Source organism: Bradyrhizobium sp. CCGUVB14 (assembly GCF_024199935.1).
GTDB lineage: Bacteria > Pseudomonadota > Alphaproteobacteria > Rhizobiales > Xanthobacteraceae > Bradyrhizobium.
The window spans coordinates 4,263,245-4,274,867 of record NZ_JANADS010000001.1 but is presented as its reverse complement, the minus strand read 5'-3'; the positions used below and the strand labels follow the sequence as shown (position 1 = coordinate 4,274,867).

10 protein-coding genes are annotated in these 11,623 nt (G+C 65.4%); 2 read left to right on the top strand and 8 right to left on the bottom strand.

The features are described 5' to 3' along the window. Window positions 1–3: 3 nt before the first annotated feature. From NLM32_RS19610 to NLM32_RS19575, 8 genes are all read right to left on the bottom strand, one after another. Complete coding sequence (locus NLM32_RS19610; RefSeq protein WP_254130550.1) at window positions 4–1,044, bottom strand: 2-hydroxyacid dehydrogenase; 1,041 nt, start codon at window positions 1,042–1,044, stop codon at window positions 4–6. Continuing rightward, window positions 1,037–2,617, bottom strand: a complete 1,581-nt coding sequence (locus NLM32_RS19605) for an FGGY-family carbohydrate kinase (protein WP_254135364.1) — start codon at window positions 2,615–2,617, stop codon at window positions 1,037–1,039. Before NLM32_RS19605 ends, NLM32_RS19610 begins: the two co-directional genes overlap by 8 nt. Before the next feature lie 2 nt (window positions 2,618–2,619). Further along, window positions 2,620–3,729 carry an ABC transporter ATP-binding protein gene (locus tag NLM32_RS19600; protein ID WP_254135363.1) on the bottom strand — a complete coding sequence of 370 codons (1,110 nt, stop codon included), beginning with the start codon at window positions 3,727–3,729 and terminating at the stop codon, window positions 2,620–2,622. Window positions 3,730–3,751: 22 nt separating this feature from the next. Continuing rightward, on the bottom strand, window positions 3,752–4,858 hold the full coding sequence (locus NLM32_RS19595) for an ABC transporter ATP-binding protein (RefSeq protein WP_254130549.1): 1,107 nt from the start codon (window positions 4,856–4,858) through the stop codon (window positions 3,752–3,754). A gap of 3 nt (window positions 4,859–4,861) precedes the next feature. After that, window positions 4,862–5,719 (bottom strand): carbohydrate ABC transporter permease, encoded by an 858-nt coding sequence (locus NLM32_RS19590; RefSeq protein ID WP_254130548.1) that lies wholly within the window; start codon window positions 5,717–5,719, stop codon window positions 4,862–4,864. 17 nt (window positions 5,720–5,736) lie between these two features. Next, complete coding sequence (locus NLM32_RS19585; protein WP_254135362.1) at window positions 5,737–6,663, bottom strand: carbohydrate ABC transporter permease; 927 nt, start codon at window positions 6,661–6,663, stop codon at window positions 5,737–5,739. A gap of 144 nt (window positions 6,664–6,807) precedes the next feature. After that, the gene (locus NLM32_RS19580) at window positions 6,808–8,247 is read right to left on the bottom strand and encodes an extracellular solute-binding protein (protein WP_254130547.1); all 1,440 of its coding nucleotides are present in this window, start codon (window positions 8,245–8,247) and stop codon (window positions 6,808–6,810) included. A gap of 22 nt (window positions 8,248–8,269) precedes the next feature. Then, window positions 8,270–9,274, bottom strand: coding sequence for a sugar-binding transcriptional regulator (locus NLM32_RS19575; RefSeq protein WP_254130546.1), 1,005 nt, complete (start codon window positions 9,272–9,274; stop codon window positions 8,270–8,272). A 171-nt stretch (window positions 9,275–9,445) separates the two neighbouring features. Here NLM32_RS19575 and NLM32_RS19570 point away from each other — a divergent pair, with 171 nt between their 5' ends. After that, entirely contained in the window at window positions 9,446–10,726 is a 1,281-nt protein-coding gene (locus NLM32_RS19570) for an FGGY-family carbohydrate kinase (protein ID WP_254130545.1), read from the top strand. Next, complete coding sequence (locus tag NLM32_RS19565) at window positions 10,723–11,586, top strand: TIGR01459 family HAD-type hydrolase (protein WP_254130544.1); 864 nt, start codon at window positions 10,723–10,725, stop codon at window positions 11,584–11,586. Before NLM32_RS19570 ends, NLM32_RS19565 begins: the two co-directional genes overlap by 4 nt. Window positions 11,587–11,623: the final 37 nt, after the last annotated feature.

The window sequence follows — 11,623 nt, the reverse complement described above, 5'->3', positions numbered from 1 at the left end:
TCTTCAGCACGGATTGAGCGGCGGCTCGCCGACAAGATAGCGGCGAACCTCCTCGGCCGCCTGGTCGGCGGCAATGGTGACGGTGCGTAACGAGGCCCCGGCAATGTGCGGCGTCAGCGTCACGTTCGGCAGTTGCAGGAGCGGCCAGTCCGGCGGCACCGGTTCGACCGCAAAGGTGTCGAGCATGGCGCCGGCAAGCCGGCCTGCCGACAGGGCCTCGAAGAGCGCCGCGTAGTCGACCAGCGGCCCGCGCGCCGTGTTGATGAAGATACAGCCGGGCTTGACCCTTGCCAGCGCCGCGCGATCGATGAAGCCGGTGGTCTCGGCGGTCACGCGTGCATGCAGGCTGATCACATCCGCGCGCGACAGGAGGTCGGCGAGCGCAACGTGCTCGACGCCGTCATTGCGATCCTGGGCGCTGAGCTGGACATAGGGATCGGTCACCAGGATCCGGCAGCCGAACGCCTTGAGCAGCTTCACGACGCGGGTGCCGATCGCGCCATAACCGACGATACCGACCGTCATCTCGCCGAGCTCGCGCCCGGTACGGTCGGCGCGATAGAGATCGCCGCGCCATTCTCCGCCGCGCAGGGATTCATGCCCGCTGCGGATCAGACGGGTTTCGGCGAGCATGGCACCGATGGTGAACTCGGCCACAGCGCTCGCGTTGCGGCCGGGCGTGTTGACCACGAGCACCTTGTGGTCGCGCGCAGCCTGCATGTCGATATTGACGGGACCGCCGCGCGAGACCGCGATGAATTTGAGATTCGGCAGACGCTCCAGCATCGATCGCGAGACTGGCGCGAGATGCGTGACGAGGAGCGATGCGTCCCCGATGAACGCCGCGACCTCATCCGGGTCACCCATGAATTCCTTCAAGCCGTCGAGCTTCGACCCGGCATAGCCGTGCTCCATCGGCTCGTCCGGCCAGGGCTGCTCAAGGATACGGATGTCGACGCCGTTGCCGCAAGCTGCCGTGATGCGTTCGGCAAAGACGCTCGGCAGCATGAAGCGGTCTCCGACGATGGCGATGACCTCAGGCATGACCCGCTCCCGCACGCAACGCAGCCAGCTGCTTCCAGACCGGTCGCGCCGCAAGCCTGGCATCCAGATAGGCCGGAAACATCCGCGCATAATGCGCGGCGAGCTCCGCATCGGGGGACTGCGGCGTATTGAGATAGGGTTGCACCCATTCCTCCGTGCAGGCCGCCATGTCCGGATAGAGGCCGGTCGCTACCGCCGCGATCATCGCTGCGCCGGCGGCTCCCGCCTCGCCGCGGCTGCAAACGCGAATATTGCATTCAAGGGCAGCGCCGAGGATTGCGCCGAGCGCCCGGCTGCGCGCAGCGCCCCCGGTGATACGCACGTCGCGCGGCAACGCACCCATGGCCGCGTAACAATCGCGCGCTGCAAAGGCTAGTCCCTCCATCACCGCCCGCATCAGATCCCAATAGCCATGGTGGGTGCGCAGACCCAAAAATTGCGCACAGGCCTCGTGTGCGACGAACGGCCCGCGCTCGCCGGCATCGGAGATGAAGGGATGGAACAGGAGCTCGCCGGGCCGCGCCTCCATCACGCGCTCGTCGAGCCGCCTGATCAGATCGGCGCGCGAGCGCGCGATGCCCTCGGCAGCGAGCAAGTTGCGGGCGAGATCGAGGAGCCAATCGATGTTCAGCGTTGCCGCCATGTTGGATTGCATCTGGGCATAGTGACCGGGCACCGGAAACGGCATCGTGTAGCCGGTCGCCTCGGCGTTGAGGACCACGGCGTCGACGTCCGGCGCCAACCGCATATGCATCCCGGTCGAACCGATGATGGTGCAGCCGACGTCCGGCGCCGGATCGTAGAGCCCCGCCCCGAGCGCGTTGCAGATCACGTCGACATAGCCCAGCGACACCGGAATGGCCTCGGGCAGGCCAGTCTCGCGCGCGGCGCCGGCGCTCATCGGATGCGTCGTCACGACGCCGTCGACGACGTCGGGAAACAGGCTCGCGCAATCGGCGATGCCGATCAAGCGCGCGGCCTCCGCGTCAAAGCGGCGCTTGCGGAAATCGCCACAGGAGAACGTCGCCTCAGACGGATCGGTCGCACGCTCGCCGGTGAGCAGGAAATAGAGCCAGTCCTTGCAATGGAAGGCGGTGCGGGCACGTGACAGGCTCGCCGGCGCGTTCGCCTGCAGCCAGGCCAGTTGCGGTCCCTGTTGGCAGGCATTGAGCCCCGAGCCGGTCCGCCGATAGAGCGGCGCGTTGCGCTCGCTGGAGCGGATGTCGTCAACGAGGCCGGCGGCACGGGAGTCGAGCCAGAGCAGCGCCGGCGCGACCGGGCGGCCATCATCGTCGATCAGCCAGGTGCCATCGCCCTGCCCTGTGACGGCGATGGCCGCAAGCCGCGCGGCAAGATCGGGGACGGCAGCGACCAGGCCGCGCAGCGCCGCAACGGTATCTTTCCATGTGCGCGCCATGTCCTGCTCGACATGTCCGCCGGCGGACATCGTGTAGCTGTTGGGCAGCGAGAACTCGCCGAGCTGCCGGCCTTCGCGCGTGAACGCAACCGTCTTGATCAGGGAGGTGCCGGCATCAATGCCGATGATGACGTCGCGGCTCGCCGAGGTTCGCATGATCAAGCCGCCTCCGCGTGGCGAATGCAGGTGCCGTCGACACCGAACAGATGCAGATGCCGCGCCTCCAGCGCGAAGGGAATGATATCGCCGGGGCGCGCCGCGATCCTGCTCGGCGTCACCGCGATGAGAAGGTGGCCGTCGCACTCGCCCGCGACATGCGACTGGTCGCCCAGCCATTGATTGGACACGACGCGCACGCGGACATCACCGGCTCCGACGGTGATCTTCTGTGGCCGGATGCCGATGCGGATGCGCTTGCTCTGCTCGAGCGCCCGGTCCACGCCCGGACCAAGTGTTCGTGTTTCGATCTGGAACGCAACGTCGGGGCTGACCGAGAGGCGGAATCCGCCATCGGCGCGGGCCACCTCCGTCTCGAGCAGGTTCATCGGCGGTTCGCCAATGAAGCTCGCGACGAACAGGTTCGCCGGATGCTCCTTCAGCTCCCTCTCGCTTGCGAACTGCTGGAGCACGCCGTCTTCCATGACCGCGATGCGATCGGCGAGCGCGCTCGCCTCGGTCTGGTCGTGGGTGACGAAGATCGCCGTCATCCCGCGCTCGGCCAGCAGTCCCTTGATCCGCCCGCGCAAGACCGCGCGGAGCTGCGGCTCAAGCTGGCCCATCGGCTCGTCCAGCAGATAGAGCTCAGCATCGCGCACCAGGGCCCGCGCCAGCGAGACACGCTGCTGCTGCCCTCCCGAGATCGCGCGAGGATAGCTGTCCAGGATGTCCGAGATCTCGACGAGGCGCGCAATCGCCTCGACGCGGCGCGAGACCTCGCCATGCGAGAGCTGCTGCGCCTTCAAGGCAAACGCGATGTTCTCGCGAACCGTGAGCGGCGGGTAGAGCGAATAGCCTTCGAACGCCATCGCCACCCTGCGCCTGGCGGGCGGCAATTCATCGATGCGCCGCTGGCCGAGCGCAATCGCCCCCGAGGTGACGCTTTCGAAGCCCGCGATCATCCGCAAGGTCGAGGTCTTGCCGCAGCCCGACGAGCCCAGCAGCGCGACGATCTCGCCCTTCCCGACCTCCATGTCGAGCGCGCGCACGGCATGGACCGGCGCCTTGCCGCGGCTCTGGTAGACCTTGTCGACGTTCCTGATCTCGAGCATACCCATGGTCATCTCGTCCCAATCATGCCGCCTGCCGCCGATGCGGCAGGCCGACGCGCAGGCCAGTCGTGCGGTCGAACAGCAGAGCCGCCTCCGGCGCGAAGCGAACGAAGATACCGTCCTCGGCGGTCGCCATCGGTGAGTCCTGCGGCAGTGCCGCGAGCCATTCGGACCCATCGGAGAAGCGCAACAGCAGCACCGCTTTCTCATGCATCGGCGTGATCGCAACGACGCGCGCAGGAATCGCGTTCTCGCTCGCCTCGCGGGTGATGACGAGATCATCCGGACGCACGCCGAGCCAGCACGGACCATGATCCGCGGCCTGACGATCGGCGGCTTCAAGTCGAACCGCGGTCCCCGCGACCTGCGCGTTGAGAAAGCCCTGCGCAGCGACTGGCTCGACTTCGGACAGATTGATGCTGGGATCGCCGAACAGCCGCGCTACGGCAACGGAAGCGGGCTTCGCGTAGATCTCCTCGGGGCGCGCGATCTGCACCAGGCGTCCGTCGATCAGGACGGCGATCCGGTCTGCGATCGCCATAGCCTCGCGATAATCCTGGGTGACGTAGAGAACGGCGGCCGAGCTCCGACGCAGCAGGCTCGGCAGTTCGAGCCGCATCTCGTAGCGGAGCTTTGCATCGACGTTGCGCAAGGGATCATCGAGCAGCAGCACATCCGGATTGCCGATCAGCGCGCGCGCGAGCGCCGTGCGCTGCTTCTGCCCGTTCGACAATTCACGGGGCCTATGGCCGAGGACGTGCTCGATCTTCAGGAGCCGGCTGATCGATTTGACCCGGGACGCGACCTCGCCCGCGGCCGCCTTGGCGCGCAAGCCGCTCGCAATGTTGTCCTGCGCGCTCATGTGCGGGAACAGTGCAAAGTTCTGAAATGCCATGCCGATCCCGCGCCGCTCCGGCGGTGCGTCCACGATCGACTGACCGCCGACCAGGATATCCCCTTCATCCGGCTCGAACATGCCTGCGATCATCCGCAGCAGCACGGTTTTGCCGCTGCCGGACGGCCCGAACACCGCGACGATCTCGCCAGGCTCGACCGCCAGTGACAGATCCTCGGCACAGCGGACCGGGCCGAACGACTTGCCGACGGCATTGAGTTCGAGACGCGCCATGCTTCAGCCTTTCACCGCACCGAGCGACAGCCCCTCGACCAGATAGCGCTGCGCGTAAAGCGCGAGCAGCAAGGTCGGCGTGACCGAGAGCACGATTGCGGCCGCGATCTGGCCGTACTGGATGCCGGACGCCGTGACGAAGGCCAGCGCGCCCACCGTGACCGGCTGCTTGTCAGCCGAGGCCAGGATCAGCGCGAACACGAAATTGTTCCAGCAGAAAATGAATGACAGCAGGCCGGCCGCCGCGATGCCAGGGCCGGCGAGCGGCACGGCGATACGCGTGAAGGCCTCGCGCCAGGAATGCCCCGCAAGCCGATAGGCGTGCTCGATGTCCGGGCTGATGTCCTCGAAATAGCCGCGCACGATCCACAGGATCAGCGGCAGCGCAATGAGCTGGTAGACCCAGACGATGCCAAAGTAAGTGTCGCTGAGACCGAGCTGCTGATAGTAAAGCGACAGCGGCAGCAACACGAGCAACGGCGGCGCAAATCGGAACGACAGCAGCGTGAATGCGATGGTCTCGCCGAGCCGGAACTTGAACCGCGCAAAGGCATAGGCCGCGGGCACACCAAGCACCAGGGCGAGGAGCACCGCCGCGCTCGACAGCACAAAGCTGTTCATGAGGTTGCGCATGAAGGAGATCTCGAGATTGCCCGCGGTGGTGCGGAGCTGGCCCGAGATCAGCGCCTGGTAGTTCGCGAGCGTCGGCTCGAACAGGATGTGCGGCGGAATTCGCAGGATCTGCTCGTTGGTCTGGAACGACATCATGAGGATCCAGACGATCGGGAACATGAAGAACACGAGCACGAGCGCCAGCGCCACGCCGCGGAAGATGCGCCCTGCGAGACTGGAATGATCCATCGCCGCCTCTCCGCCTCTTACGCGTGGCCGTGGGCGCGTGCCCGCAGCCGCAGCCAGTTCTTGATGAAGATGTTCGAGAGAATGTTGGTGATCAGCCAGAGGATCATCAGCAGCGCCGCCGAACGGCCGACATTGGTGTACTGAAAGAATTCGAGATAGGCCTGAACCTGGAACACCATCAGCCGGTCGCCGGGGCCGCCTTGCGTCATCGCATAAATGATGTCGAACTGCTGGATGGAATCGAGCAGGCGAAACAGCGAGGCCGTGATGATGTAAGGCGCGAGCATCGGCAGCGTGATGCGGAAGAACACGAAGCTCGCGGGCACGCCGTCGAGCGCCGCCGCCTCGAACGGTTGCCGCGGCAGCGAGCGCAAGCCCGCCAGCAGCAGGATCATGATGAAGGGCGTGTAGACCCAGACGTCGACCAGGACGACCGTGAACAGCGCGCTCGAGGGATCGGACGCCCATTTGAAGTCATGCACGCCGAGCAGGCCGATGAGATAGGACAGGATGCCGAAGCTGGGATTTGTCATCAGCTTCCACATCAGCGCCGCGATGGCGGGCGCCGTCATCAACGGCAACAACAGCACGATCGACACCGCATTGTGAAAGCGGGTCGGCCGCCGCAGCAGCAGGGCGATGCCGAGGCCGAGCAGCAGCTCGAGCACAACCGTCAGCGCCGTATAGGTGAGCGAGACGCGAAGCGTATTCCAGAAGGCCGGATCGGAGAGAAAGTCGATGTAATTGTCGACGCCGATGAAGCCGCGCAAATAAGGCAGGTTCAACCGGTAGCGCTGGAGCGAATAGACCGCGGCCGTCACGAAGGGCACGAGGATAGCGATGCAGACGAGCAGCGCCGGAAGGCTCAGCACGTAGGGCAGAAGGCGCCCGCGCAGCCTCGTGGTGCGGCGCGGAAGCACGTTCGTCTGGGACAACTGGGCCATGCTCATGATGATACGGGATCACGCGTTTGCTTCAACACCGCCGGCCCGGACCGGACAGGCGTTCCGAACCGGCGGGTTGGCGTGGTGCGGAGGAATCAGGCACCACGCCAAAGGTCAATCAAGGCAGGTTCAACCAGGGCAGTCTCAACCGAGGCCTGCCTGCTTGAGCTGACGGTTGATACTGTCGGCGAGCTTGTCCAGCCCTTCATCGACGCTGACCTCCTTGGCGACCATCTTCTGGAGCGAAGCCGCCCATTCCGTCGTCAGGTCGAAGAACAGAGGCTGCGCCGTGAAATAGATCTTGGCGCCCGGCGACGAGAGGTCATGCTGCTCGAGATAGCCCGGGTAGGATTTCGCGATGCGGTCGCGGAATTCGGAGTCCTTCCACACCGACGCGCGCACCGGATTGACGAAGTCCATCTTGCGGGCGCCGAACAAGTCGTGCTCGGTTGAGGCCGCCCATTGCATGAACAGCCAGGCCGCGTCCTTCTGCTTGGAGAAGCTCGACATTGCGAGCGACCAGATCCAGACGTTCGGCGTCGGCGCCTTGGCGGCCGGATTCGCGGCAAAGGGCGCGTAACCGAGATTGCCCTTCTCCTTGTTGTCGCCGCCGTTCATGAAGTAGCCGAGAATGTCGGCGTCGAAGATCATGCCGGAGGCGCCTGCGCCGAGATCCGTGCCGACCTGATACCAGGTGTAGGTCGACCAGTTCTTCGGGCCCGAGGTCTGGATCATCTTGACCCATTTCTCGTGGAACTCCTTCGAGGCCTTGGTGTTCATGGCGGCCTTCAGCTTGCCGCCGTCCATCACAAAATCCTTCTGGCCGAAATTCGAATAGGCCGAGAGGAAGCCGGGATGGATGGTCGCCCAGGAGCGCGAGCCGCGAACGCCGACACCATAGGGGCCGCCCGCGTCCTTGGTGATCTTCGCGGCGACATCGAGCAAGTCGTCGAGATTCTTCGGCGGCTTGACACCGACCTTGTCGAAGATGTTGCGATTGTAAGCGATGTTGTTGAGCTCATAGCCCCAGGGGATGCACCACTGCTTGGCCTTGCCCGAACCGAGCTCTGAGCCCGCAACGCCGTCCCATGCCGTCGAGGAGCGAAGGCCGGGCAACACATCGTCCCAGGCAAAGGCCGGGTTGGTCTTGGCGGGGTCCTTGATGTAGGTGTTGAGATCCTCGATCCAGCCGGCCGGACCGTAGGTCCAGGTCATGTAAGCGCCGGTCATGAAGGCATCGTACTGATCCGATTTCGAGGACAGCGCCGCCGTCACCTTGTCGAAATAGACGTCCTCCGGGAAGATGTCGTAGGTGACGTTCATCCCGGTTAGCGCCTTGAAGGCCTCGATATCGCCGATCATCGCATCGACGTAAGGATGCTTGTTCAGCAGCAGCTTGACGCTCTTGCCGCTATAGGCCTTCCAGTTGAAGTCTGCGGCCATGGCCCGCGACATCGCGGAGACATAAGCCGAGTTTGCGGCTACGCCGGCGATGCCGAGCTTGGCGGCGCCATCCAGCAGATCACGCCGACTGATGCGTTTGGCAGCGTAGGAGTCGAACAGATTCTTCTCTCGATCGAACATTGTAACCTCCCATTGTGCGCGTTTACTTTCCCTTACGGCCCTTGTTTTTGGCCTTATTGTTCTTGTCCTTGCCGGCTGTTGCCTCCGGCTTGTCGGTTGCGAGGGCCTGAGCAGTCGCCTCGTCGATAATCAGGCCGTGCAGCAGGCGGCTGCGCAGCACGGCGCGCAGCGCCGTGACCTTGGCCAGTCCGCCGCCGACGGCGACGATGCGATGTTTCCTTAAATCCGCCGCCTCCATCGAGGTGGCGCGCGCCGACAGGTCGATGTCGAGCATCTCGCCGTCGGCGTTGAAGAAATGTCCGAGCAGGTCAGCGCATGCGCCCGCGCGCTTCAGTTCCACAACCTCGTCGGGCTTGATCATGCCGCTCGAGACCAGGAACCCCTCGGCATGAATCTGTCCGATGCCGACGAACAGAAGTGAGGCCTTGCGGGCGAGCGCAAACACGTCGGCGATGCCGTATTGCTGCATCAGCACGGCGCGGTCGGCGACCGAATTGGCGAACACCGGCACCGGCAACAGATAAGCCTCCGCGCCCGTACGCTCCGCCAGGCGATGAATGACATCGAATGGATTGGCGGCGAATTTCCGCGTCAAACCACCGAGCAGCGAGACGAATTGCACCTCGCGCGCCGGCGTCTGCGGCAATTGCTCGACCACGGCCGCGAGCGTGCGGCCGTGACCGACGCCGATGATCTTGTGCTCGCCGCGTTCGAGTATCTGCCGCAGGAAGCTCGCACCCTCGAGCGCCAGGGCCTTCAGCGGCAGGTCCCCCTCCCCGAGATCGGGCGCGACACGGCAAAAGGCGAGGCCGTAGCGCTCGGTCAGCGTGTTCTCGAGCGCGACGCATTCGGCCACCGGTCCTTCGACGAAGACGCGGATCATGCCCTCGCGGCTCGCGCGTGCGATCAGCCGATGCGCCTTGGTGCTCTGGATGTTGAGGCGGTCGGCGACCTCCGACTGGGTCAGTCCGGCGGCGAAATACAGCCATGCCGCCCGCGTCGCGAGCGACGCTTCTCCGTCAACCATCGGCAGCCTGTCGGAAGGTGTCGCCACGTCGGAAAAGCCCGCTTGCAATTTTCTTCACATCTTGCAAAAAATTGCAGAGACCGATCGGGACGTCAATCCCCCAAACGTGCTGCGGTGCAATCGTCCGGCGCGTTACGGTCAGTGCGGTTGTCGTTACGCTGTGGAGGTCGAATGGCAGGCGTGTTCCTCGGCATCGACGTCGGAACCGGTGGGGTTCGCGCCTGCGCCGTCGATGGGCGCGGCGATTTGCTTGGGATGGAAACGGCGACCCTGCCGCCGCCGCGACAGGACGGTCATGCGATCGATCAGGACCCTGAGCTCTGGTGGCATGCAACGGTGGTTGCGATCTGCAAGCTCGGTCGCAGCATCGATCTCCGGACGGTCGAGCGCCTTTGCGTTGACGGCACGTCCGGCACTCTCCTGATGATCGACGCTGTGGGTCGGCCCTGCACGCCGGGCCTCATGTACAACGATGCGCGCGCGGCAACGGAGGCGGCCCGCATTGCGGCCGTCGCGCCTGCGGACAGCGGCGCACACGGCGCGAGTAGCGCGCTTGCGAAGCTCCTGCATTTGTCTGATCGCAGCGAGGCGCGCGAGGCACGTTTTGCCGTGCATCAGGCCGACTGGATCGCCGGTCGGCTCGCCGGACATCATGGCATCAGCGACGAGAACAACGTCCTGAAGCTCGGCTACGATCCCATGGCACGTGCCTGGCCGGTCTGGCTCGACGAACTCGGCGTCAGGCGCGAGCTGCTGCCGAAGGTGCTGGTCCCCGGCACGCCATTTGCGAATGTCGACCCCACGATCGCAGCGACGCTCGGCCTGTCGCCGTCAGCGCTCGTCGCAGCCGGCACCACCGACGGCGTCGCCGCCTTCATCGCGACGCGGGCTGACGCGCCGGGCGATGCCGTCACCTCGCTCGGCACGACGCTTGTCGTGAAGCTGCTTGCGACGCAGCCGATCTTCGCCGCCAATCAGGGCGTCTATTCGCACCGGCTCGGCGAGCGTTGGCTCGCGGGCGGCGCCTCCAATTCCGGCGGCGGCGCGTTGCTGTCGCATTTCACGGCCGCCGACATGGAGCGGCTGACGCCGCAGTTGCAGCCGGAGGCGCCGACCGGGCTCGATTACTATCCGCTTCCCAAGCCCGGCGAACGCTTTCCCATCTCCGATCCGGCATTGCCGGCCAGGATCACGCCGCGTCCTGCGGAGGACCATCGCTTCTTCCAGGCGCTTCTCGAAGGTATCGCGGGGGTCGAAGCCCTCGCCTATCAGCGCCTGGCGGAGCTGGGGGCGCCGAAACTTCAGCGCGTCATCAGCATCGGCGGCGGCGCGAAGAACGCGGCATGGACCGAGATCAGACGACGCGCGCTCAGTGTTCCCGTGACCATCGCCGAGGAGACAGAGGCAAGCTACGGTGCTGCGCTGTTGGCCTTGCGAGGAGGCCCGCCATGATGTCCGACACGATCGACATCGACGGTCTCCGCGCGATCGCAGACCGCTTCGATCACGTGCTGCTCGATCAATGGGGCACGTTGCACGAAGGCCAGGCGATCTTTCCGCCGGCGCGCGATTGCGTCGCGCGGCTGCGCCAGGCCGGCAAACGCGTCGTTGTCCTGTCGAACTCGGGCAAGCGCGCGAGCAGCAATGCGGCGCGGCTTGCCTCGCTCGGCCTTCCACCGGACGCGTATGACGGCATCCTGACCTCGGGCGAGGTGACCTGGCGTGGCCTGAAAGCGCGCGCGCAGAAGCCGTTTACCGCGCTCGGCCAAACCTGCCTGCTGATTGCACGCGGCGGCGACCATGCGATCGTCGATGGGCTCGATCTTGCTGTCGTAAGCGATGTCGGGACGGCCGACTTCATCCTGCTCGCGGGCCTCGACGATGCCGTCGCAGAGCCGGAACACTGGCGCGACCGCCTCGTTGAGGCGTCGGCGCGCGGCCTGCCGATGCTGTGCGCAAATCCCGACCTCGCAATGTTCGGCGCCTCCGGATTGATCCCGGCCCCCGGTGCGCTGGCCCGCTTCTACGAGACATTGGGTGGTCTTGTGGCCTATGTCGGCAAGCCGCACGCTCCCATCTTTGCGGCGGCGCTCGAATTGCTGGGGCAGCCGGCCCCCGAACGTGTCCTGATGATCGGCGACAGCCTCGACCATGATGTAGCCGGCGCGCGCCGTGCGGGCATGCTGACACTCCTGCTCAGGTCTGGCGTGCATCGGGATCAGACGCGGGCGGGCCCGGGTGAATTGGTGCGAGAAGCGCCTGGTGCGGATGTGCCGATGCCGCACTGGGCGATGGATCATCTGGCCTGGTGAGAGGCGCACGATGCCACAACAACCTGCCCTGCTCCAC

What these genes read in the sequence shown, in the direction of transcription:
- NLM32_RS19610 (WP_254130550.1), bottom strand. Translation starts at nt 1,044, where the DNA reads ATGCCTGAGGTCATCGCCATCGTCGGAGACCGCTTCATGCTGCCGAGC.
- NLM32_RS19580 (WP_254130547.1), bottom strand. Translation starts at nt 8,247, where the DNA reads ATGTTCGATCGAGAGAAGAATCTGTTCGACTCCTACGCTGCCAAACGC.
- NLM32_RS19590 (WP_254130548.1), bottom strand. Translation starts at nt 5,719, where the DNA reads ATGGATCATTCCAGTCTCGCAGGGCGCATCTTCCGCGGCGTGGCGCTG.
- NLM32_RS19605 (WP_254135364.1), bottom strand. Translation starts at nt 2,617, where the DNA reads ATGCGAACCTCGGCGAGCCGCGACGTCATCATCGGCATTGATGCCGGC.
- NLM32_RS19570 (WP_254130545.1), top strand. Translation starts at nt 9,446, where the DNA reads ATGGCAGGCGTGTTCCTCGGCATCGACGTCGGAACCGGTGGGGTTCGC.
- NLM32_RS19575 (WP_254130546.1), bottom strand. Translation starts at nt 9,274, where the DNA reads ATGGTTGACGGAGAAGCGTCGCTCGCGACGCGGGCGGCATGGCTGTAT.
- NLM32_RS19585 (WP_254135362.1), bottom strand. Translation starts at nt 6,663, where the DNA reads ATGGCCCAGTTGTCCCAGACGAACGTGCTTCCGCGCCGCACCACGAGG.
- NLM32_RS19565 (WP_254130544.1), top strand. Translation starts at nt 10,723, where the DNA reads ATGATGTCCGACACGATCGACATCGACGGTCTCCGCGCGATCGCAGAC.
- NLM32_RS19595 (WP_254130549.1), bottom strand. Translation starts at nt 4,858, where the DNA reads ATGGCGCGTCTCGAACTCAATGCCGTCGGCAAGTCGTTCGGCCCGGTC.
- NLM32_RS19600 (WP_254135363.1), bottom strand. Translation starts at nt 3,729, where the DNA reads ATGCTCGAGATCAGGAACGTCGACAAGGTCTACCAGAGCCGCGGCAAG.